Origin of the sequence: Yokenella regensburgei (genome assembly GCF_003634235.1) — a bacterium.
GTDB lineage: Bacteria > Pseudomonadota > Gammaproteobacteria > Enterobacterales > Enterobacteriaceae > Yokenella > Yokenella regensburgei.
In genome coordinates, this window is sequence record NZ_RBIZ01000003.1 from 1845803 (window position 1) to 1868213 (window position 22411).

The window sequence follows — 22411 nt, forward strand, 5'->3', positions numbered from 1 at the left end:
GGGGGAGAACACGATGAAATACGCCATTCTGGATAGCAATTCTTACTACGCTTTAGGGGTGCGCCATCTGGTATTGCGCAGCAGCGAGGCCGCTGAGACGACTACCGGCGATATTCGCTGGCGACGGGCGTTGCTTACGATGGACACCATTATCGTTCGTTGTCATTTTTCACTGACATCCAGCCAGCAGAGCCTGCTGGGGATCTTATCCAGGCTTGAGAAACAATGCTGGAACGGCAGATTGTATCTGGTGTGTAACGAGCAGGGCTGGGCGCTGGCAACCCACCTGCGTAAACGGTTTTCGGCTCTGGAGATCCACCTTCTGGACGTTAACTTCAGCGTACGCGACACCACTCGTCTGCTGACAAAAGCACCGCGTCGCTCTATGTATCGCAGTCTGGATTTCAGCCTTACCGACGTTGAATTTACGGTATTGAACTTGTTAGCCCGCGGTTTCTCAGTGCCTTGCGTCACTCGTTCTACCCGTCTGACAGGAAAACAGGTGTCTATGCATAAGTGTAATGCGCTGAGAAAGCTCAATGCTGACAGCCTGGTGCAGCTGCTGATTTGAGCGGTGCCTTATCCCCTGGCGGCTTTTTTGTTACACTGCCGCCAGTTTTTTCACGCGACAACGGCTCATGTTTATATTTGAAGGCAACGAAATTGACACCGATAGCGATGGCTATCTGAAAGACACCACTCTGTGGAGCGAGGCGATGGCGGCGGTTATCGCCGAAAACGAAGGTATTACGCTCTCCCCTGAGCACTGGGAAGTGGTGCGCTTCGTGCGCGAGTTTTATCTCGAGTTCAACACCTCACCGGCCATTCGTATGCTGGTTAAAGCGATGGCGAATAAATTCGGCGAGGAAAAAGGCAACAGTCGTTATCTGTATCGCCTGTTCCCGAAAGGCCCGGCAAAACAGGCCACCAAAATTGCCGGTCTGCCTAAACCGGTGAAGTGTATTTAATAGCGGATATCGAACTTATCCCAGCGTTTGGTGGGTTGATGCGGCTCGGTAAGTACCCGGTCGACCCGCGCGCTGCGCGGCCCTCCTGCTTTCAGCCATGCCACCAGCGCGTCAACCTGTTGCGCCTCGCCGCAGGCCAGCACTTCCACACTGCCGTCATCGAGATTACGCGCGTAACCGGTCAGCCCTAGCTTCAACGCCTCTCGCTGTGTGCTGTAGCGAAATCCGACGCCCTGGACCATGCCGTGAACCCAACACCTAACACAAATACAACCACTTTCATTGTTCATTTGTTCACCTGTCTATCGGCTAAAGTCTCTTCTCAATGGCATAAAAATCATGATAGTTATAATTATAAACATGTTTAATACATTCATGAATTTACGTAAGCATCTGTATTTTCTAATAATTATCATAAAGTTATAAACATTGCATTCCTAAACACGCCTGATTGAATCATGTTTTGGCCAAGACTAACTCTAAATTCATTATAAGCAATTGTTTTACAACAACTATATAGGGTTCAATCCTTTCAATATGGTCATGTATAATTTGATTAAAGAATGAAAATGGACTTTACCTGTATAAATTTACAGGTATAATATTCATATTGTTTTTCATAAAAACAAAATGGAGTATAGTGCCTTAACTCATTGATTAAGGGCTTTAAAATGGCAGATTCCTTTGGGATTAGGATTGATTACAAAGCAGGCAGAAATAGGCCCGAGAAAGTCTTTGAGGCAATGGCAATGTACATCAATGCCTACGAAGACCTCATACAATTACTGTCTCAAACTGTGGGTTGCAAAGAGGAATTCAGTTTTGTACTCGATACAGTCGAAAAAGGTTCCATAATCACTTATTTGAAAAAAAGACATGAGCAAGCTGTTGACTTAGTTACCGCAACAATTCTAAAAGAAGTTAAAGAGACCAGTAAAATTTTAAAAGGGATTTCAACCATTGAAGGCGAAAAACAGATCGATGAAATCGCTGAAAAAGTGGACGAAAGATTAACGAAGGCTTTTCCTGAAACTTTTTCTATAGCACAGTCTGAAATCGAAAGAAAAACTTTAGCGAGGATACTAAAACGCTTAGCCGATGCTAACTTAAATATGCGACAAGATGAGTCTGTCGACTTAATTTTGAATAAGAATAAAGATATGGCGGTAAAGCTAAATACTCATTTCAAATTTTCTGCAAACTTAGATGATTTATATGTTGAGGGTAAAATTCATAAGAATGGCATTACCGATAGATTGTTTATTGTAAAGCCTGTCAATGATGGAAATTCACGTTGGGATTGTAAAAGTTTGAATATGAATCAAAGGTTTGATGCTGTCATGATGGATAAAATCTGGTTGGAACGTTATCAAACAGGATTAATCCCTGCAATTGGTCCAAGTGATATCATGCTTGCAAAGATGAATTTAACTATTAAAACCAAAAAAGATAGCAAATTAAATAAAGTATTACATGCCGAAATTTTCGAGGTCATTGATATTATAAAGAACAGTGAGGGAATGAAAAATGAATCGCTTCATTTCTAACTTAGCAAATGGTGATAATGATAAGGCAATATATATAAAAAGACTTCTTTCGTCTTGGTACTTTGTATTTCTTCCGTTTGTATTGTTAATTATTACTAAAATATACTCATCGAGCCTCACTGATATTTTTTTGGTATCAGATTGGTCTGTAGCTTCTTTCATAATCTATGGGCAATTAATTAGTCAAATAACAGCAAATAGCATCAGTCTTAAAAATGTCTCCGATCACGGATTGGAATATTATGTAACAAAAAGAATAGTATTTGGACTGACTTCAAGCATCGTGGTTTATATATTAATATCTCTCAAACCCAATTTATCTTTAGGTATCGCACAAATAATTTTATTCATATTCTCTAACATTAGGTATTTTAGTGATAATATAGCTATTTATGACCTCAAGAATTCAAAGGCTAACTCCTGAGGTAGGAAATTTAATATTCTTGCATATATCTTAACAACGCCCGTATGCAATCACATCCAGGCGATGCTACCACTTCATCTCATAAATCATTAAAAATTTGTCGAGATATAAATAGCTTAGATATTAAATGAGTATAATCATCACCGCTCGCAACATCTCCAAAATATTCAATTAATTGAGAGGCATAATTCTCGTTAGGTACTAAAATGTATTTTATATCGCTTATTTCAAATTTTAACCGTGACGAGTCTGATTTCCACATTCTTTGGTTAGCTTTTGTTTTCCATTCCGGATCACTATCTCGTGCAATTTTTATTGGTACTATGTCTGCCTGAATGTCAGGAACATATCTCCATTCATTCTCATTAGCAAATCTATAATTTTCATTTACAAGCTCGCCTTTTCTTACAAGTGGCCCCTCATAATTCTTCATATATCGCAAAATATTTATAAGGTCGCGGTACTTTGCCTTCTCTAAAGAATAAACTTCCTCGTATGCTTTCAAACTGCGTAGTTCTCTATTCATTTCTCTAAGGCGTTCATTAAAGGCCGTGAACATAGAGCAATTTTTATTCAGATAGCTCACAGGGTTTAATCCATGTTTTATTGCCCACTCTTTTTTTAATCCAACCCCGAACCGCCCATACTTCTTAATATGCTCATACAGATGTGATAATCTAATATCACAGAATGAAACCATTGGTATACCAAACTCCCGTTTTGAATCAGGTCCTATAATAGATTCCTTCGCATAAGAGGCTCGAAAATAGCCACTGCTAAGTATACTTTTCAATGACTCGATCTCTTTAGTAAAATGTAATATTGTACTGGGATAAAGGCTTTTCTCGATCCGGCATGTTGTTTTCTTTGCTCTAAACTTCATAATAAACAACTCCTAAGTTACATCTTTACCAAATGAATAATCACAATCAATATTTCTTATCCCCAACTTCTTTTCGAAAATAGTGGCTATTTTCTTCTGTAGTTCAACAACTTGGGATTCAGCTTTTTTTACCTCGTCACACTCTATAAAATCTATATTTTTTGCAAGTAATAATAAGTATTCATAATGTGAATTTAAATAATCACTACGTAGTGATAATATTTCCATAATCACTTTATTAAATGAATCATTTACTGTAACATTAAATCGTCCTAAAAGGGTTCTTTCATTATATATCTCACTTAACTCATCGAGGTCAGAAGTTGTAATCTTGGCGATCTCAGAGATTATTTTTTCATTGACATCCACATTGGAACTCTTATTAATAATGTCATTAATAAGCTTTTTTCGAAACAATACATCAGCATAAAGGCGATGATTTATAGACCACAATTTCTTATCAAATTGAATTGCAATTTGATGTGCTGAGTCAAGAGTATTCATTCTTTTCTTCTGCTTTAACCAATTATTGGTGATACTCCCGGCCCAAAAGGCAGCACATAAAAGCCCTATATTGCATACTGCACTGACCCAATCACTAATTGATCCCCACTCTATTTCTTTTTCACCTGTAACCAGTACCTTCAACAACACCAATCCGGTCAAAGATAAGATGGCTACAGTTAACCCTAACAAACCACGACTCCAATACTTTAATTCCATATCATAACCTCTTTTAGAATAATGAAAATAAAAAATCGACGCTAAAAATGACATTACCTAATTTATAATACATAATGCTTAAGAATATTATTAAACCGTAAGTAGAGGTGAACAAGGAAATAACGAGAAATTTATTTATGAATTTCTTGAGAGAACCACTTATATTATCTTTATGTGTTATACGAACAAAATAAGATGTGACAAACACATCTTGAGTTTTATTTTTAGAGAAAGTAAAAATAACTATATATACTACGGATGCTATCAAAATAACGAACAATGGGATGATGAAGTTTTCATTTTCTTTTAGAACAAAGCCTAAAATAACTAACCAGCATACATATATAGCCATAAAGAAAAGAAGTAACATTCTTGAAATGGATGTTCTGTTTTCGGATGAGACCAGATGTGTAGAATATATCCTTCCTGAAAAAAGTGGTTCCAGCATTGAGATATGAAGTTCCCAATTTCTTTTCCAGTACTCGCCACTAACCATCATTAAATGTGACATTATAGTAAAAACCACACCAAGGAAAGATATGAAAGCTATGAGTAACAGAAGATTGTGATCACGTTCACTTATATTTGGTTTAAAATATGTTGATGCAAGTACACCGCATAGTGTTATTAACGCCGCAATTATAGTGAAGCAATAACTTGCCCTCTTCCAAAAAAGTTCTATTTCAAAGTTTCTTATCGAATGAGCTTTATCATATGCTTCCTTAAGAATGGCAATATCAGATAACGTTACTTTTGATTTTCCACTTAATCGGGAACCTAATAGTTTGTTAAAGTAGATTCTGTTCTGGTCAATATATTCTTGATGGTAGGGGTCAACATCACTGGTCTCTTGATATGTAGAGCTTGCTGTCTGGACAGAATGAGGCTTAATACATTTCCACAAAAACATGCGACTTCCTATCTGATAGTTATGTTCCTAATACTTTACTACTGTGTCCGATAAAACTCACTAAAAACAAGTCTCTAATCAGTAACATCATACTATGGGTATAATTGCATCCAGGATGATGAAACTTGTAATCGTAAAAGTTCAAGCAAAGACATTGCGTTATGGGAATCACAATTTTAAAGAAAATATCCATATTTGATGTGTAGCGATTAAGCATCCTTAATCGCTACACATCAAACCTCCCTTTAAACTTGATAAAACGTAGCGATTTGCCTTGAATTTCCATCGCTACACGCTACACGCTACAATAAATCGCAACATACATATCGAAACAACGCAGAGATTTTGACATGGCACACGTCGCTTATATTCGCGTTTCGAGCTTGCAACAAAACAGCGATCGACAATTAGCAGATACAGGGGTCAGCTTTGACAAAGTATTCACTGAGAAAGTAAGTGCGAAAGATACCAATCGTGAAGCATTCTTAGCGATGATGGAGTACTTACGCGAAGGTGATACATTACATGTGCATGACATCAGCCGCCTTGCTCGTAATACAGCAGACCTTCTATCTACCGTAGATACATTGACTAAACGAGGTGTCGCAATCCAGTTTCATCATAAAGGTATTAAGACGGGAGATAGCTCACCAACAGGTAAACTGGTTTTAACTCTGTTAAGTGGAATCAGCCAAATGGAACGTGAGCAAATGCTACTGCGACAACGTGAAGGTTATGAAGCGGCTAAAGCCGCTGGTCGTATTTCCGGACGTGGAAATGGCAGGAACATCCCTCGTAATGAGATAGTAGCAGCATTAGCTTCTGGTGGCAGTGTCCGCTATGTGGCTTCTGAATTCGGTGTGAGTACCAACACCATTAGCCGAATCAAGAAAGAAGCAGTGCAACGTCTTAAGTTACAATAAGAAAATGATTTCTTTCACCCAAGCAGAAAAGATTTTGCACGACCTAATGCACCCACGCAAGGGTGCAGACGTTTGCCATCATAGTTCTCCTCTGACCGTTGACTATCAGCGCACCGTTTTAGGCAGGCAGCCGTAGTGCTGACGAAACCGTGCGGTGAAGCGGGAACTGGAAAGATACCCACAACGCACCGCAATTTCACCAATGGGTAATCGGGTCGACTGCAGCTGGGACAGCGCCGCCGCCATGCGCACTTCTTCAACGATTTGCCGAAAGCTCTGGGATTCCAGTTGTAATCGTCGCCGCAGGGTCGACGCGCTGACCGCGAGGGTTGCCGCGATATCCTGCGCGGTCCATGCCTTCGCCGGTGACAGCATAACCATCTGCCGTACCTGCTCAGTCAAATTAAGCCGGGGCTCAATCAGTAATGGCCCAGCCACACCGTCATGCAGTAGCGCCAGCAAAAGCCCAAAGGCCTGGTGTTTTTGCAGCGCCTCAGGTAAATCATGGCGAACAGCATGCAGCAAACTTTCCCACATAAATGCCAGGCTCTCGCTGTAAGGAGCACACAGTGAGGAGGCATTTGCCGGGGGATAGGCCTGAACATAATGCGCTTTAAATTCCGCCATCACGTCCGCTGATAATAATAGCAAATCGGAACGAAACGTCCCTCGCGCTGGCTGGTTAATAATCTCAAGCGAGGTATTCGCCGGGATTATAATTATGTCTCCGGGCGTGGCAACCAGGCGATTATCCTGCTGGATAATCACCTTGCTTCCCTGAGTGATATGGCAAATCGCGGCGCTAAAAAGCTTAACACGGTGCAGACGATGCATCTGGCCAGAAGTGACCTCCGCCGCCGTCAGATGTTTATGTTGCAACTGAACGTTCTGCACCCTGTCACCTTCTATCTTCCGTAAGTGGCAATTAACTGCGTTTTCGCAATCACATGGCTGTTAAGCATAAACCCAACCAGCGCGCCGCTGGCCTGGTTATCAATAGGCAGTTTATCCGTATTCAACGCCCAGACGGTAAATTGATACCTGTGCGGTTTATCCCCCTCTGGTGGACAAGCCCCGCCGAACCCCGCATAGCCGAAATCATTTCGTCCCTGGACCGCCCCCGCCGGCAGCTTGCTGTTATTCGCGTTCCCGGCATCTGAATCGAGACGATGCGTCTGCACCGGGATATTCACCAGGGTCCAGTGCCACCATCCGCTGCCGGTCGGCGCATCCGGGTCGTAGACCGTTATAGCAAAGCTTTTACTGCCTGCCGGTGGATTTTTCCAGCTCAGCTGCGGCGATATATTACCGCCTGCACAACCGAAACCGGCAAAAACCTGCTGCTGGGCTAAACGGTGGTTTGCGGGAATATCCGCGCTCGTAAGGCTAAAAGTTTCACTCGCCAGGGCGCTAAAGCTCATGACCGTCAGGATCCCGGCGGTCAGGGTTACACGTTTTTTCATTGTATCTCCTCGCTGGTGTAGAGAAATACAATGTAAGGCACAACCTGTTTTCGTAATGTGCCTGTACGATTTGATTTTGTGCCGAAACGCGCAACATCACACGCTGATGATTGCGAATGGCTTCTGTGCTACTCTACGCGCCATTTTATTTTTAACAATGCAGGCGCTGGCGCAGTTATTCCCCCCGGTGCCAGAGGTTATCCGGAATGACTGAATCTACTTTTACAAACCTTCCCCGTTTAGTGCTGGCCAAAGGACGTGAGAAATCGTTACTCCGCCGTCATCCCTGGGTCTTCTCCGGTGCCGTTACGCGTGTAGAAGGTAAACCCCGTCTCGGTGAGACCATCGATATTGTTGATAGCCAGGGGAAATGGCTGGCTCGCGGTGCTTACTCACCGGCCTCGCAAATTCGCGCTCGCGTCTGGAGCTTTGACGCAAACGAAAGCATCGATACTGAATTCTTTATTCGCCGCCTGCAGCAGGCCCAGCAGTGGCGCAGCTGGCTTGCTGAGAAAGACGGTTTAGACAGCTATCGCCTGATTGCCGGCGAGTCAGACGGTATGCCGGGTGTGACCATCGATCGTTTCGGCAACTTCCTGGTTCTCCAGCTGCTGAGCGCCGGAGCGGAATATCAGCGCGCCGCGCTTATCACCGCGCTGCAAGCGCTGTACCCGGAGTGCGCTATCTACGACCGCAGCGACGTCGCAGTACGTAAAAAAGAAGGGATGGAGCTGACCCAGGGCCCGGTCACCGGTGAACTGCCGCCTGCCCTGCTGCCGATTGAAGAGCACGGCATGAAGCTGCTGGTGGATATCCAGGGCGGACACAAAACCGGCTACTACCTCGATCAGCGCGACAGCCGCCTCGCAACGCGTCGCTATGTTTCCGACAAGCGCGTACTGAACTGCTTCTCCTACACCGGCGGCTTCGCGGTTTCTGCGCTGATGGGCGGCTGCCGTCAGGTCGTGAGCGTGGATACCTCTCAGGAAGCGCTGGATGTCGCAAAGCAGAACGTCGAGCTGAATAAACTCGATCTCAGCAAAGCAGAATTTGTCCGCGATGACGTCTTCAAGCTGCTGCGCAAATATCGCGACCAGGGCGAGAAATTTGACGTTATCGTCATGGATCCGCCGAAGTTCGTCGAAAACAAAAACCAGCTGCAGGGCGCCTGCCGTGGCTACAAAGATATCAACATGCTGGCTATCCAGCTACTGAATCCAGGCGGTGTGTTGCTGACTTTCTCCTGCTCCGGACTGATGACCACCGATTTATTTCAGAAAATCATCGCCGATGCCGCTGTAGATGCTGGTCGTGATGTACAATTTATAGAGCAGTTCCGTCAGGCGGCCGATCATCCGGTGATCGCTACCTACCCGGAAGGGCTGTATCTGAAAGGGTTTGCCTGTCGCGTCATGTAACTTGAAAAGTGAGACATTGCCCTCATATCTGAGGCATGAAATGTTTCCCGGGAGGTGACTATGATTGCCAGCAAATTCGGTATCGGCCAGCAGGTCCGCCACTCCCTGTTGGGCTATCTGGGCGTTATCGTCGATATCGACCCGGAATATTCGCTTGAAGAGCCGTCTGCCGATGAAATTGCGGTAAACCCAGAGCTTCGTGCTGCCCCGTGGTATCACGTCGTGATGGAAGATGATGAAGGTCAGCCGGTCCATACCTATCTGGCCGAAGCTCAGCTGAGCGGTGAACTCACCGATGAGCACCCTGAGCAGCCGTCGATGGATGAACTGGCGCAAACCATTCGCCGCCAGCTTCAGGCGCCACGCCTGCGAAATTAATAAAAACCCCGCCGAGGCGGGGTTTTTTGTTACTTCGCGAGCCCAAGACGGGGGATTTCAATCGCCGGGCAACGGTCCATTACCACGTTCAGACCCGCATCGCGCGCCAGCACGGCGGCCTGATCGTTAATCACCCCTAGCTGCATCCACAATGTCTTCGCCCCAATGGCGATGGCCTCTTGTGCTACACCCCACGCGGCCTCTGAATTGCGGAATACGTCAACCATATCAACCTTCTCTGGGACGTCGGCGAGAGTGCCATAGCCCTGCTGGCCGAGTAGCGTTTTACCGGCAACCTTTGGCGAGACCGGAATGACGTGGTATCCCTGGTCGAGAAGGTATTTCATTACCCGGTAGCTCGGACGATCGGGTTTATCACTTGCCCCCACCAGCGCGATGGTGCGGGTCGATGTCAAAATGCCTGCAATATCGTTCTCTTTCATCATTTTCCTCCGGATGCTTTAGCCAAGTGTACGCCATTGTCGTCACAGCAACCATTGATCCATACAGAAGCATGAGGGCAGGACCGGGCACAGTGGCTATATGTTAATAAAATTGCGATTAGTAAAATTTTGATACATTCTCAATGTAAACCCACTTTTTCAGGAGAAGATCATGAAAGCCGGGAGCCTGCTACTGAGCGCTATTCTCCTGTTACCGGGTATGCTTCACGCGACCACGCTACGCCTGTCCAGTGATATCGACCTGCTGGTGCTCGACGGCAAAAAGGTTTCCAGTACGCTGCTGCGCGGTGCCGACAGCATTGAGCTGGATAATGGTCCGCACCAGATGGTTTTTCGGGTGGATAAAAGCCTCCCCCAGAGCAGCAATTATCAACATTATATTTCGCCGCCGATTATCGTCAGCTTCGATACCCGTTTAATCAGCCAGGTTAATATCAACCTTCCCCCGCTGGACAGCCCTGAGCAAACCCGCAAGTTCGACGTTTTTCCAGAAATCACTCTGGTCGATGGCAACGCGCTGCCTATCCCGCTTCGGCTGGATATTCTGACCACCAACGCCACGCCTTCAGGGATTGATTACGAGCAGGCGGCGGCAGCCTACAATCAGACAAGTAAAACGGCATCGCCCACAAAACCGAGCCTGCCGCTCCCGGATGATAGCGCTCTGCTGTCGAAAAAAAGTGAACTTGATTTTCCTGTTGCACAGGCACAAAACCTGACCGAGCAGCGCCTGAAATACTGGTTTTTACAGGCCGATCCGGAGACCCGCCGTCGTTTTCTGCAGTGGGCGCATCAACAACCCTCCTCCTGAATCATTCATTTGCCATTTATTTGCGCTGGCTGCTTGCAGCGGCGAACGCATTCAGTAATCTGTCAGCATCATAAAAATTCGGAATATCATTATGGAACTGACCACACGCACGCTCCCGGCGCGCAAGCACATTGCGCTGGTGGCACACGATCACTGCAAAGAGATGCTGTTGAAATGGGTGGAGCGTCACCGCGCTCTGCTCGAAAAGCACGAGCTGTCTGCCACCGGTACTACCGGCAACTTGATTCAGCGTGCCACCGGCCTGAACGTAAACGCCATGCTGAGCGGCCCGATGGGTGGAGATCAGCAGGTCGGTGCGAAAATTTCGGAAGGGAAAATTGATGTGCTGATTTTCTTCTGGGATCCGCTGAACGCGGTACCGCACGATCCGGATGTAAAAGCGCTTCTGCGTCTGGCAACCGTCTGGAATATTCCGGTCGCCACCAACCTCTCCACCGCCGATTTCATTATCCAGGCGCCAAACTTCAACGATCCGGTCGATATCCTGATCCCGGACTACCCGCGTTATCTCGCCGAGCGGCTGAAATAGTCATGGCGCTGACGCCCGCGGGCGTCAGCGCTGCGCTAGGGTTTACGTACCACCGGTACTGAAAGATCTTTTAAAATCTCCACGAACGAAGATGGCTCCTCTTTGTTGTAAAGCAGCCAGACTCGCTGACGGGCGCGGGTTAATGCGACATACAGCAGACGACGCTCTTCGGCGTCCGGGAAGTCCTCCGGTTGCGGCAATAACGCCTGCTCCATCACCGATTCACGCGCCGGTGCCGGGAACGCATCCTGCCCCTCTTTCAGCCCAACAATAATCACGTAATCCGCCTGCTGCCCTTTACTGGCGTGAATAGTCATGAAATCTAACTGCAGCTTCGGCCAGCGGGTGGCCGCTTTTTCAAGACTTGCGGGCTTCAGGTGGTGATAGCGTGCCAGCACCAGAATTCGCTCATCCGGGGTGGCATAGCCGCTGAGCTTATCAAGCAGCGCGTCGAGCTGGTCATCCGCCATCAGCGTGACAGCCTTTTTATCCCCGGCGCTCAGGCTGTTCAACGGCTTCGCCAGCTGGTGCGGGTTCTGCTGCACAAAGCGGTTAGCGATTTCGCCAATCCGCCCGTTGAAGCGGTAGGTGGTATCCAGCGCGCAGCTATCGCCTTCACCAAAGTAATGGTTGAAGGCGGTCGTCAGCGAGAGCTGAGCCCCGCTGAAACGGTAAATAGCCTGCCAGTCGTCACCCACGGCAAACAGCGTGGTGCGCGAGTTCTGCTTACGCAGTGCCGCCAGCAGTGCCGCACGCTGTGGTGAAATATCCTGGAACTCATCCACCAGGATGTGCTTCCACGGGCTGACAAAGCGCCCTTTCTCCAGCACGCTTATCGCCTGATGAATTAGGCCGGAGAAATCGACGGCGTTTTCTGTTTTCAGCGCCGTTTTCCATGCTTTCAATAGCGGTGCCATGAGCTTAACGCGTTTACCGAACAGCGTTTTCACCTCTTCAGGTGCGCCCTCAATCATTTCCGCCTGCGAGCCACCGTGCATACGCATCAGGCTCACCCAACGATCGAGCCGCCCCCCCATGCGCCGAGCCAGCTTCTCGTCCTGCCAGTACTGGCCTTCAGGCAGGTTCCAGCCCATCTCTTCCTCAAGCCACAGGCGCCAGCCGTTAGCCTGAGCTTTTTTCTCACCGCACTGTTGCTGCCAGGTTTTGACCAGCAGCGCCTGGCGGGCTTTACTGTCGTTTTCAAGCTTACTGATAGCAGGGACTTTTTTGCTACCCTGCCGAATAATGTGCAGCGCCAGCGAATGGAACGTTCTGGCGCTGATGGCATCGCTATTCAGGCGCTCGCGAATACGATCGTCCATCTCTTGCGCTGCCTGGCGGCCAAACGCCAGCAGGAGGATTTGATCGGCGGCAGCTTCCCCCCGCGCCAGTAACCAACCAGCGCGAGCGACCAGCACCGATGTTTTACCACTACCCGCCCCCGCCAGTACCAGCACCGACTGCTCGCCGTTTACCACCGCCCGCGCCTGCGCCGGATTCAGCGGTGAAGATTCAATGTTGGCAAAAAACGCCGAGTATTGCGTCAGCATTGCATCGGTAAAGGCTTGGTTATGCTTCAGGCGGCTGCGTTCAATATCTTTAAGCCATCCCTGACACTGCTGCCACAGCTCGCGGCAGTTGTCGAAGTCATTCAGCCTGCCAACCGGGATCGGCAGCGCCTGCAGGGCCAGCAAAATTTTTTCGCGGATCCCCTGCAACGCCTGGCGGGTAAGCCATTTACCTTCGGCGCTAAAGCGAGAAATCTCCGCTAATTGCTGCTCCAGTACGCCGGCCGCAATGCCACTCATCTCTTCTCCCCACTGTTCCCAGAGAGAATTGAGATGATGATGGAAGCGTTGGGTTTCTGCCCATTCGGTGCCGTGCAGGCGGACGACTTTATTTTCCGGCAGGACGAACTCCAGCTCGCCCCACACCAGCCCGCGTTTGCACTGAATCGACAGCAATTGATTAAAAGGAATGAGAAATTCGTGGCGATCGCCAGAGACTTTCACCCCAGCATTGAGGATTTCGACCCGATCGTAAGGGTGCTGCGCCATGCGCTTGCCCAGTGTTGTTGCTTTTAGTTCCATGTCTTGCCAAATCCCGGCCATATTGGTTATTACCAGTTTAACCGCCAGATACCAGGTGCTCCAGCGCAAAAAAACGTTACAATTGCCGTGTCTGAATAATTTTAAGGAAGAACAGAGGGTTTATGCGTACCGTTCTGAATATTTTGAATTTTATCCTGGGTGGTTTCGCGACGACGCTCGGCTGGCTGCTGGCGACGGTGGTCAGTATTGTGCTCATCGTCACACTCCCCCTGACCCGTTCCTGCTGGGAAATTACCAAACTGTCGCTTCTGCCGTACGGCAATGAAGCTATCCACGTCGACGAACTGAACCCGGAGAGCAAGAGCAGCCTGATGAACGCAGGTGGAACATTGTTGAACATCTTCTGGTTCGTCATCTTCGGCTGGTGGCTGTGCATCATGCATATTTTTGCCGGTATCGCCCAGTGCCTGACCATCATTGGTATCCCGGTGGGTATCGCCAATTTCAAAATTGCCGCGATTGCCTTGTGGCCGGTGGGCCGCCGCGTCGTGACCGTCGAAACAGCCCGCGCCGCGCGTGAAGCCAACGCGCGTCGTCGTTTCCAATAATCTGGACTGATTACCAATATGCTAAGCCCGTTGCTTCGCCGCTATACATGGAACAGTTCATGGCTGTACAACGTCCGGATTTTCATCGCCCTGTGCGGCACCACCGCACTACCGTGGTGGCTCGGTGAGGTCAAACTGACCATACCACTGACCCTCGGCGTGGTGGCTGCGGCGCTGGCCGATCTTGACGATCGTCTGGCTGGCCGTTTGCGTAACCTGGTCATCACCCTGATCTGCTTTTTTATTGCCTCGGCCTCGGTAGAGCTGCTCTTTCCCTGGCCATGGTTGTTCGCCCTCGGCCTCACCCTTTCAACCAGCGGATTTATTCTGCTTGGTGGTCTTGGCCAGCGCTACGCCACCATCGCCTTTGGTGCGTTACTGATTGCCATTTACACCATGCTCGGCGTATCGCTCTATGAGCACTGGTATCAACAACCTTTATATCTGTTGGCCGGTGCGGTCTGGTATAACGTGCTGACGCTGACCGGGCACCTCATCTTTCCCATTCGTCCGCTGCAGGACAACCTCGCGCGCAGCTATGAACAACTCGCACACTATCTGGAGCTTAAATCCCGTCTGTTCGACCCGGATATTGAAACCGAAAGCGAAGCACCGGTGTACGAACTGGCGCTGGCAAACGGCCAGGTGATGGCCACGCTCCACCAGACCAAGGCGTCGCTGCTCACCCGTCTGCGCGGCGATCGTGGCCAGCGTGGCACCCGGCGAACCCTGCACTATTACTTTGTCGCCCAGGATATTCACGAGCGGGCCAGCTCCGCGCATATTCAGTACCAGACGCTGCGCGATAGCTTCCGCTACAGCGACGTGATGTTCCGATTCCAGCGGCTTCTCTCCATGCAGTCTCAGGCCTGCCAGCAGCTGTCACGCTCAATCCTTTTACGTACCCACTACCAGCATGATTCCCGCTTTGAGCGCGTGTTTGCCCACCTGGATTCCGCGCTCGACAGAGCACGGGCGAACGGGGTATCGGCTGAGCAGGTCAATGCCCTCGGCTATCTGCTCAATAACCTGCGGGCCATAGATGCTCAGCTGGCAACCATCGAATCTGAACAGGCACAGAACCAGCCGCGCAGTGAGACGGAAAACCTGCTCGCCGACGACCGACTGCACGGATTCAGTGATATCCGTTCGCGCCTGGGCCGTAACATGTCCCCGGAATCCGCGCTGTTCCGCCATGCGGTGCGCATGTCGCTGGTGCTGTGCGCGGGTTATGCCATCATCCAGTTTACCGGGATGCATCATGGCTACTGGATCCTGCTGACCAGCCTGTTTGTCTGTCAGCCGAACTACAACGCCACTCGTCACCGCCTGGCGCTGCGTATTATCGGGACGCTGGTCGGGATCGCGATTGGTCTGCCGGTGTTACTGCTGGTGCCGTCCGTTGAGGGACAACTACTGCTGATAGTGGTGACCGGGGTACTATTTTTTGCCTTCCGCAATGTGCAGTACGCCCATGCAACCATGTTCATTACCCTGCTGGTGCTGCTGTGCTTTAACCTGTTGGGGGAAGGTTTCGAAGTGGCGCTGCCGCGGGTGGTTGATACGCTCATCGGCTGTGCTATCGCCTGGGCGGCGGTCAGCTTTATCTGGCCCGACTGGCGATTCCGCAATCTGCCACGCGTACTGGCGAGAGCGGTTGATGCTAACTGTCGCTACCTGGATGCCATTCTTGAACAGTACCATCAGGGGCGGGACAATCGCCTGTCCTATCGCATTGCGCGCCGTGACGCCTGGAATCGAGACGCGGAGTTGGCCTCGGTTATCTCGAATATGTCGACAGAGCCAAAAGTCACTCCAGAAATGAAAGAGACGGCATTTCGTCTGCTGTGTCTGAACCACACTTTTACCAGCTACATCTCTGCCCTCGGAGCGCACCGGGAACAACTGACGAATCCCGAAATCCTGGCGCTGCTGGACGACGCCGTATGCTATGTCGATGATGCTTTTCATCATATGCCAGCTGACGAAGCGCGAGTACAGCAGGCCCTTGCAGGCCTGATGCAGCGTATCCATCACCTGGAGCCACACGCGGACAGTAAAGAGCCGCTGGTACTCCAGCAAGTTGGGCTACTGGTTACTCTTCTGCCTGAAATATGTCGTCTTCAGCAGCAGGTTGCTCCTCTGGAGCCGGGTATTTAATCCCCGGTAATGCATGTACCCAATCCATCAGCTCCTGGCGCCTTTGCGCCGGGAGCGCCGCGGCATGCAGTCCATGAATTGCACCTTCCAGCGCAAACAGCAAACTGATACTGATCCCCTTTCTCCGTTCCCGCAGCTTAAGCCAGCACAGTTGTGCACCAAGCGAACACAGCATTCGCTGATCCTCTATCCCGGCATCCAGCAGCATTAGCTCCGTATGGAACGAGATATTGGGTAAATGCCGCAGCTGCCGCTTGTCCTGACGCTTTTGTTTCTCTCGCTGTGCATCGCGCAGTGAGTGACCCGATAAATGCAGCAGAAGCCCGGTATTACGCCATAGCGCTTCGCCAACGTGGAAATAGTTGAGCAGGATGGGTCTTCCTCGCTTAACCAGTGTGAGTAGCGGTGAAGGATTTTCGACCTGATAGGTCGCACTTTGCTCACATACCCGCAGATATAGTTCCCCCTCCGCGACCATGGCAAAAACGGTATCCTCAATAGCCAGGCTATAGCCGCCAAACAGCGCCCGATATTCAATCACCCCCAGTGGCGACAGGTATTCCTGCGACTGATGGATCTTCTTATATGTCATATCTTTCATGATTATTCCTTTGTTAATCATGCCGTTAACTGATGAATGGTGAATAGCGGATCCGTTAATCAGGAAAATAGGTAACTTCACTGCGGGCAGCAAGATGATTTTCATCCTGAGGAGGACTTCGGTGTAATTTTGCGAGACGCTTTCAGAAAATGAGGTTGATCTTTGTACTCAGTGGTAGTACTGTATATTCATACAGTAACCCACAGGGCGGGATTCACTATGTATACTTCTGGATATGCAAATCATTCATCACGGGCTTCTACTTCTGCCGTTCGATCCACACGTACCACGGCGGAACCGGCTTCCGGGCTGATTAGCGAAATAGTCTACCGGGAAGACCAACCGATGATGACACAGCTACTGTTGCTTCCTTTGCTGCAACAACTCGGTCAGCAATCTCGCTGGCAGCTGTGGCTGACACCGCAGCAAAAGCTGAGCCGTGATTGGGTTCAGGCTGCCGGGTTACCGCTGACTAAAGTTATGCAGATTAGCCAGATGTCACCGTGCCATACGCTGGAGTCGATGATCCGTGCATTACGCACCGGTAACTATAGTGTAGTGATTGGCTGGCTGAGCGATGAATTAACAGAAGAAGAACATTCCCGCCTGGTTTTAGCTGCCGAAGAAGGGAACGCGATGGGCTTTATCATGCGACCGGTGAGTGCAAGTCCTACAGCCACGAGACAGCTAAATGGTCTAAAAATTCACTCAAACTTGTATCATTGAGTGAAATTAAGATTATTCCTGGAAAATTTTTTCGCTTTTTATTGACCAGACACCGCTCCGACCAGATCGGGCGGCGAGGCTTGTGCGGCGCGGTTTCCGGCATTTTATGCTGAACAAAAAAGCAACATAAATGTTAATTTTTGTGTACACAACCTCTTTTTTTTCATATGCCTGACAGAGTTCACACTTGTAAGTTTCCAACTACGTTGTAGACTTTACATCGCCAGGGGTGACCGGCTTACGCCGCTATTAACGGCATAGTTATTAACAAGTCACGCTCCCGGTGTAAGGATTTAACCGTGAATTTCGATGTATCTTCATGGCGATTTTTGGATGATAACGAGGCGCAAAAAATGAAAAAGACAGCTATCGCGATTGCAGTGGCACTGGCTGGCTTCGCTACCGTAGCGCAGGCCGCTCCGAAAGATAACACCTGGTATGCAGGTGGTAAGCTGGGTTGGTCCCAGTTCCATGACACTGGCTGGTACAACAGCAACCTGAACAACGACGGTCCGACCCACTCAAGCCAACTGGGCGCTGGTGCGTTCGGTGGTTACCAGGTTAACCCGTACGTTGGTTTCGAAATGGGTTACGACTGGCTGGGCCGTATGCCTTACAAAGGCGACACCGTTAACGGCGCATTCAAAGCTCAGGGCGTTCAGCTGACCGCTAAACTGGGTTACCCGATCACTGACGATCTGGACATCTACACCCGTCTGGGTGGTATGGTATGGCGCGCTGACTCCAGCAACAACATTGCCGGCGACAACCACGACACCGGCGTTTCTCCGGTATTCGCTGGTGGTGTTGAGTGGGCTGTTACCCGTGACATCGCTACCCGTCTGGAATACCAGTGGGTTAACAACATCGGCGACGCAGGCACCACTGGTGTTCGTCCGGACAACGGCATGCTGAGCGTAGGTGTTTCCTACCGCTTTGGCCAGGGCGAGCCAGCTCCAGTAGTTGCTCCGGCTCCGGCTCCAGCTCCGGAAGTACAGACCAAGCACTTCACTCTGAAGTCTGACGTTCTGTTCAACTTCAACAAAGCGACCCTGAAGCCGGAAGGCCAGCAGGCGCTGGATCAGCTGTACACCCAGCTGAGCAACCTGGATCCGAAAGACGGTTCCGTAGTGGTTCTGGGCTACACTGACCGTATCGGTTCAGAGCAGTACAACCAGAAACTGTCTGAGAAACGCGCTCAGTCTGTTGTCGATTACCTGATCTCTAAAGGTATCCCGGCTAACAAGATCTCCCCGCGTGGCATGGGCGAAGCTAACCCGGTTACTGGCAGCACCTGTAACAACGTGAAAGCTCGCGCTGCACTGATCGACTGCCTGGCTCCGGATCGTCGTGTTGAGATCGAAGTTAAAGGCATCAAAGACGTTGTAACTCAGCCAGCGGCTTAAGTTTTACGTCTATAAAAAAACCCCGCCATGGCGGGGTTTTTTATTATCTGAATATCGGGAAAATCAGCCAGGGCTGAGTAACGCGCAGTTTTACTCTTTACCCAGCAGTGCCTGCAGGTCGTTCTTCAGGCTGGACATCTTGCTGGCGTACTTCTCTTTGTTTTCAGCATCCTCGATGAGTTGCACTATCGTTTCCGACAGCGTTTTCCCGCGGCGCTGTGCAAGCCCCGCCAGCCGCTGCCAGACGATAAACTCAAGATCGATAGACTTCTTCCGTGTGTGCTGATGCTCCGCATTAAAGTGGCGCTTTCGCCTGGCGCGAATCGTCTGCTTCATGCGGTTTGCCAGCGCCGGATTCATATGCCCGGCAATCCACTCGTTCACCCGTACGGGCTCGTTTTCCAGGGTCAGCAACGTATCCACCGCTTCTTGCGCAGCGCTGGCTTCGATGTAGCGGGTAATCAGCTCACCTTCCCGGTGCTTCTTCACCAGGTACTTCCACTTCCACCCGCTTTCAAGGTTTTCTAGTTGTTGATATTTCATCGCGATCTCAGGGTGACCGTGTAACTCATTTCAGGATATCAGTTTTTTCATCTTCTGCTGAGAAGAAATCGCTTTCAGTGACGAGATGTGCGCTTGGTCATGGGATGCAACTGCAATCTCCGTGTGATAGCGGCCAGCATGAGGTATAATCTCGCGCTTTACATCTGACTAAAAAACATCGACTTTGACCATCAATAAACTTTCCGGACATGAGCTGGCCCCCGATACCGGTGCATGGCAGACGCTGTTTGCGCAGCCAGAGCTCAATTTAAAATCCGATGACGTCCTTCGTGACACTCAGGCGCGTCTTCATTACGCGCTGGAGCAGTTTTTATTTCCACAGGCCATCTCTCCCCTGCTGCTGGTGAAAGCCCCTGAGGAGCCGGAATACCTGCAATTACTGACCCGTGTCGCAGAAGGTCTGCGCAGTGAGAAGCCAGCGCTGTGTGGCGTGCAATACGAGGTAAATCAGGGCAAGGTAACGCAACGTCCGGCAACTTCAGCTGAAGATAATTTTGCAAGCGAGGGTGCCATCATACAGGCCGACTGGGTGGAAGCAGAGCAGCTGTTTGGCTGTGTGCGTCAGTTTAATGGTGAAATTACTCTGCAGCCAGGCCTGGTGCATCAGGCTAACGGCGGCGTGCTGGTGCTTTCGCTGCGGGCGCTGCTGACTCAGCCGCTGTTATGGATGCGTCTTAAAAACATCATCACCCTGCAGCGTTTCGACTGGGTAAGTTTCGATGAATCGCGCCCACTGCCGGTCTCTGTGCCGTCTATGCCGCTGTCGCTTAAAGTACTGCTGGTCGGTGAGCGTGACTCCCTGGCTGATTTCCAGGAGATGGAGCCTGAGTTTAGCGCCAGTGCTATCTACTCTGAGTTTGAAGAGAATCTGCAGATTGCCGATGAAGAGACTCTGCAGCAGTGGTGTCAGTGGATCTGGCAGGTCGCGCATCTGAAGGCGCTCCCTGGTCCTGCAGCAGACGCCTGGCCGCTACTCATTCGTGAAGGGGCACGTTATACCGGCGATCAGGAAACCCTGCCGCTGTGCCCACTGTGGATTGGTCGCCAGCTACGCGAAGCGGCCGCCTTCACGGAAGAAGAAACCTTCAACGCCGAACAGTTAACGACGATGCTCGACCAGCGTCAGTGGCGTGAAGGCTTCCTTGCGGAGCGCATGCAGGATGAGATTCTGTTGGATCAAATTCTCATTGAAACCGAAGGGGAGCGGATTGGTCAGATTAACGCCCTGTCGGTTATCGATTTCCCGGGCCATCCACGTGCCTTTGGTGAACCTTCACGCATTAGCTGCGTCGTACACGTGGGCGATGGTGAATTCACCGATATCGAGCGCAAAGCCGAGCTGGGTGGAAATATTCATGCCAAAGGCATGATGATCATGCAGTCGTTCCTGATGGCAGAGCTGGGTCTTGAGCAGCAAATCCCCTTCTCAGCCTCGTTAACCTTCGAGCAGTCGTACAGTGAAGTCGACGGCGATAGCGCCTCTATGGCCGAGCTGTGTGCGCTTATCAGCGCCCTTTCCGGCGCACCAATCAACCAGAACATTGCCATTACCGGTTCCGTTGACCAGTTTGGTCGTGCTCAACCGGTTGGCGGCCTTAACGAGAAAATCGAAGGTTTCTTTGCCATCTGCCAGCAGCGCGGCCTGACCGGCAAACAGGGCGTTATTATTCCCTCTGCGAACGTTCGTCATCTGAGCCTTGCTCGTGACGTGCAGCAGGCGGTAGAGAGTGAGCAGTTCTTCATCTGGGCGGTGGATGACGTGACCGATGCGTTACCCCTACTGACTCAGTTACTCTGGGATGGCGAGGGGCAGACAACGCTGCTACAAACTATTCAGGAACGTATTGCGCAGGCGACACAGCCGGATGCCCGTCACCGTTATCCGTGGCCGCTTCGCTGGTTAGGTTGGTTCGGTAGCAACTGATCGGACTTGTTCAGCGTACACGTGTTAGCTATCCTGCGTCCCGAACTCATATTAAGGCTTACTGAAAACATGGTAGATAAACGCGAATCCTATACGAAAGAAGACCTTCTTGCTTCTGGTCGCGGTGAACTGTTCGGCGCTAAAGGCCCGCAGTTACCGGCCCCTAACATGCTGATGATGGATCGTGTCGTCAAGATGACCGAAACCGGCGGCAACTTTGATAAGGGTTATGTTGAAGCAGAGCTCGATATCAATCCGGACCTGTGGTTCTTTGGTTGCCACTTTATTGGCGATCCGGTCATGCCTGGCTGCCTGGGTCTTGATGCAATGTGGCAGCTGGTTGGCTTCTATCTGGGCTGGCTTGGCGGCGAAGGTAAAGGCCGTGCGCTGGGCGTAGGCGAAGTGAAATTCACCGGTCAGATTCTGCCGACCGCGAAGAAAGTCACCTACCGTATCCACTTCAAACGTATCGTTAACCGTCGCCTGATCATGGGCCTGGCGGATGGCGAAGTGCTGGTCGACGGTCGTCTGATCTACAGCGCAAGCGATCTGAAAGTGGGTCTGTTCCAGGACACTTCTGCGTTCTAATCTACCGTTTAGTTTCCGCTATAAACGGCGAAGCCACCGCATTGCGGTGGCTTCTAGTCTAAAGAGACAGCATCAGGCGATTACTGCCCTGTCCTCCATGGCTTCTCGCCAGCCTCCTAGCCAGTGCGACCGTTGATTAATGGTCTGATAGGGACAGATTTCTTTTGATTTGCCAGCGATGCCAGCCTGGTACCCACGTTGATGTGCCCGTTCCAGGCGATCTCGTTTTTGTCTCTTCATGCCTCGTTTCCCTCATTTCTTGGATCTGGTGGAAAAGAAAACAGTGGTCACGAAATGTGCAACCACACATAACGAATACCG

General features: G+C 49.9%; 25 protein-coding genes. 14 read left to right on the forward strand and 11 right to left on the reverse strand.

Annotated features, from left to right (window positions below; all coding sequences use genetic code 11):
* Positions 1-13 precede the first annotated feature (13 nt).
* Both C7387_RS09110 and tusE read left to right on the forward strand, forming a co-directional pair.
* Positions 14-571: a LuxR C-terminal-related transcriptional regulator gene (locus C7387_RS09110; protein ID WP_120816535.1), complete on the forward strand. Its 558-nt coding sequence runs from the start codon at positions 14-16 to the stop codon at positions 569-571.
* 67 nt (positions 572-638) lie between these two features.
* Positions 639-968 carry a sulfurtransferase TusE gene (tusE, locus tag C7387_RS09115; RefSeq protein ID WP_038258457.1) on the forward strand — a complete coding sequence of 110 codons (330 nt, stop codon included), beginning with the start codon at positions 639-641 and terminating at the stop codon, positions 966-968.
* Here tusE and yccX read toward each other — a convergent pair.
* Positions 965-1258, reverse strand: a complete 294-nt coding sequence (gene yccX / locus C7387_RS09120) for an acylphosphatase (protein WP_038258460.1) — start codon at positions 1256-1258, stop codon at positions 965-967. The two genes, tusE and yccX, sit on opposite strands and share 4 nt — an antisense overlap.
* A 381-nt stretch (positions 1259-1639) precedes the next feature.
* Between yccX and C7387_RS09125 the strand changes: the two genes are divergently transcribed.
* The gene (locus C7387_RS09125; protein WP_038258463.1) at positions 1640-2515 is read left to right on the forward strand and encodes a hypothetical protein; all 876 of its coding nucleotides are present in this window, start codon (positions 1640-1642) and stop codon (positions 2513-2515) included.
* A 503-nt stretch (positions 2516-3018) separates the two neighbouring features.
* On the opposite strand, the gene C7387_RS09130 is transcribed toward C7387_RS09125, so the two are convergent.
* The 3 genes from C7387_RS09130 to C7387_RS09140 are packed head-to-tail and all read right to left on the reverse strand — an operon-like array spanning position 3019 to position 5455.
* Positions 3019-3822 carry an abortive infection system antitoxin AbiGi family protein gene (locus C7387_RS09130; protein ID WP_120816536.1) on the reverse strand — a complete coding sequence of 268 codons (804 nt, stop codon included), beginning with the start codon at positions 3820-3822 and terminating at the stop codon, positions 3019-3021.
* A 12-nt stretch (positions 3823-3834) separates the two neighbouring features.
* Entirely contained in the window at positions 3835-4545 is a 711-nt protein-coding gene (locus C7387_RS09135) for a hypothetical protein (protein WP_120816537.1), read from the reverse strand.
* A 13-nt stretch (positions 4546-4558) separates the two neighbouring features.
* Positions 4559-5455 carry a RipA family octameric membrane protein gene (locus tag C7387_RS09140; RefSeq protein ID WP_120816538.1) on the reverse strand — a complete coding sequence of 299 codons (897 nt, stop codon included), beginning with the start codon at positions 5453-5455 and terminating at the stop codon, positions 4559-4561.
* 350 nt (positions 5456-5805) lie between these two features.
* On the opposite strand from C7387_RS09140, the gene C7387_RS09145 reads away from it, so the two are divergent.
* Complete coding sequence (locus C7387_RS09145; protein WP_038258486.1) at positions 5806-6378, forward strand: recombinase family protein; 573 nt, start codon at positions 5806-5808, stop codon at positions 6376-6378.
* 105 nt (positions 6379-6483) lie between these two features.
* On the opposite strand, the gene C7387_RS09150 is transcribed toward C7387_RS09145, so the two are convergent.
* Both C7387_RS09150 and C7387_RS09155 read right to left on the reverse strand, forming a co-directional pair.
* The gene (locus C7387_RS09150) at positions 6484-7212 is read right to left on the reverse strand and encodes an AraC family transcriptional regulator (protein ID WP_050812375.1); all 729 of its coding nucleotides are present in this window, start codon (positions 7210-7212) and stop codon (positions 6484-6486) included.
* Positions 7213-7283: 71 nt separating this feature from the next.
* Complete coding sequence (locus C7387_RS09155) at positions 7284-7841, reverse strand: kinase inhibitor (protein ID WP_120816539.1); 558 nt, start codon at positions 7839-7841, stop codon at positions 7284-7286.
* A 206-nt stretch (positions 7842-8047) separates the two neighbouring features.
* Between C7387_RS09155 and rlmI the strand changes: the two genes are divergently transcribed.
* Complete coding sequence (gene rlmI, locus C7387_RS09160) at positions 8048-9259, forward strand: 23S rRNA (cytosine(1962)-C(5))-methyltransferase RlmI (protein ID WP_120816540.1); 1212 nt, start codon at positions 8048-8050, stop codon at positions 9257-9259.
* A gap of 60 nt (positions 9260-9319) precedes the next feature.
* A complete protein-coding gene (gene hspQ / locus C7387_RS09165; protein ID WP_006819366.1) occupies positions 9320-9637 on the forward strand; it encodes a heat shock protein HspQ in 318 nt (105 codons plus the stop codon).
* 29 nt (positions 9638-9666) lie between these two features.
* Here hspQ and C7387_RS09170 read toward each other — a convergent pair whose 3' ends face one another.
* Positions 9667-10080, reverse strand: a complete 414-nt coding sequence (locus C7387_RS09170) for a CoA-binding protein (RefSeq protein ID WP_038258499.1) — start codon at positions 10078-10080, stop codon at positions 9667-9669.
* Positions 10081-10252: 172 nt separating this feature from the next.
* Here C7387_RS09170 and csgI point away from each other — a divergent pair, with 172 nt between their 5' ends.
* Complete coding sequence (gene csgI / locus C7387_RS09175; protein ID WP_006819364.1) at positions 10253-10912, forward strand: curli synthesis inhibitor; 660 nt, start codon at positions 10253-10255, stop codon at positions 10910-10912.
* A 91-nt stretch (positions 10913-11003) separates the two neighbouring features.
* Entirely contained in the window at positions 11004-11462 is a 459-nt protein-coding gene (gene mgsA / locus C7387_RS09180; RefSeq protein WP_006819363.1) for a methylglyoxal synthase, read from the forward strand.
* A gap of 35 nt (positions 11463-11497) precedes the next feature.
* Here the strand turns inward: mgsA and helD are convergent, their stop codons facing one another.
* Positions 11498-13552 (reverse strand): DNA helicase IV, encoded by a 2055-nt coding sequence (gene helD / locus C7387_RS09185; RefSeq protein ID WP_120816741.1) that lies wholly within the window; start codon positions 13550-13552, stop codon positions 11498-11500.
* 122 nt (positions 13553-13674) lie between these two features.
* Between helD and C7387_RS09190 the strand changes: the two genes are divergently transcribed.
* The gene (locus C7387_RS09190) at positions 13675-14121 is read left to right on the forward strand and encodes a YccF domain-containing protein (protein WP_006819361.1); all 447 of its coding nucleotides are present in this window, start codon (positions 13675-13677) and stop codon (positions 14119-14121) included.
* 18 nt (positions 14122-14139) lie between these two features.
* A complete protein-coding gene (yccS, locus tag C7387_RS09195; protein WP_120816541.1) occupies positions 14140-16281 on the forward strand; it encodes a YccS family putative transporter in 2142 nt (713 codons plus the stop codon).
* On the opposite strand, the gene C7387_RS09200 is transcribed toward yccS, so the two are convergent.
* Positions 16217-16882 (reverse strand): TfoX/Sxy family DNA transformation protein, encoded by a 666-nt coding sequence (locus C7387_RS09200; RefSeq protein ID WP_147424899.1) that lies wholly within the window; start codon positions 16880-16882, stop codon positions 16217-16219. The two genes, yccS and C7387_RS09200, sit on opposite strands and share 65 nt — an antisense overlap.
* Positions 16883-17101: 219 nt before the next feature.
* On the opposite strand from C7387_RS09200, the gene sulA reads away from it, so the two are divergent.
* Both sulA and ompA read left to right on the forward strand, forming a co-directional pair.
* The gene (sulA, locus tag C7387_RS09205; protein ID WP_038258506.1) at positions 17102-17608 is read left to right on the forward strand and encodes an SOS-induced cell division inhibitor SulA; all 507 of its coding nucleotides are present in this window, start codon (positions 17102-17104) and stop codon (positions 17606-17608) included.
* Positions 17609-17961: 353 nt separating this feature from the next.
* Positions 17962-19014: a porin OmpA gene (ompA, locus tag C7387_RS09210; RefSeq protein ID WP_087943298.1), complete on the forward strand. Its 1053-nt coding sequence runs from the start codon at positions 17962-17964 to the stop codon at positions 19012-19014.
* Positions 19015-19104: 90 nt separating this feature from the next.
* Here ompA and matP read toward each other — a convergent pair whose 3' ends face one another.
* A complete protein-coding gene (matP, locus tag C7387_RS09215) occupies positions 19105-19557 on the reverse strand; it encodes a macrodomain Ter protein MatP (protein ID WP_006819355.1) in 453 nt (150 codons plus the stop codon).
* Between the two features lie 184 nt (positions 19558-19741).
* Between matP and C7387_RS09220 the strand changes: the two genes are divergently transcribed.
* Together C7387_RS09220 and fabA are read left to right on the forward strand one after the other, a co-directional pair.
* Positions 19742-21502, forward strand: a complete 1761-nt coding sequence (locus C7387_RS09220; RefSeq protein ID WP_120816543.1) for an AAA family ATPase — start codon at positions 19742-19744, stop codon at positions 21500-21502.
* Between the two features lie 69 nt (positions 21503-21571).
* Positions 21572-22090, forward strand: coding sequence for a bifunctional 3-hydroxydecanoyl-ACP dehydratase/trans-2-decenoyl-ACP isomerase (gene fabA / locus C7387_RS09225; RefSeq protein ID WP_006819353.1), 519 nt, complete (start codon positions 21572-21574; stop codon positions 22088-22090).
* Between the two features lie 72 nt (positions 22091-22162).
* Here fabA and rmf read toward each other — a convergent pair whose 3' ends face one another.
* Positions 22163-22330, reverse strand: a complete 168-nt coding sequence (rmf, locus tag C7387_RS09230; protein WP_043084742.1) for a ribosome modulation factor — start codon at positions 22328-22330, stop codon at positions 22163-22165.
* Positions 22331-22411 lie beyond the last annotated feature (81 nt).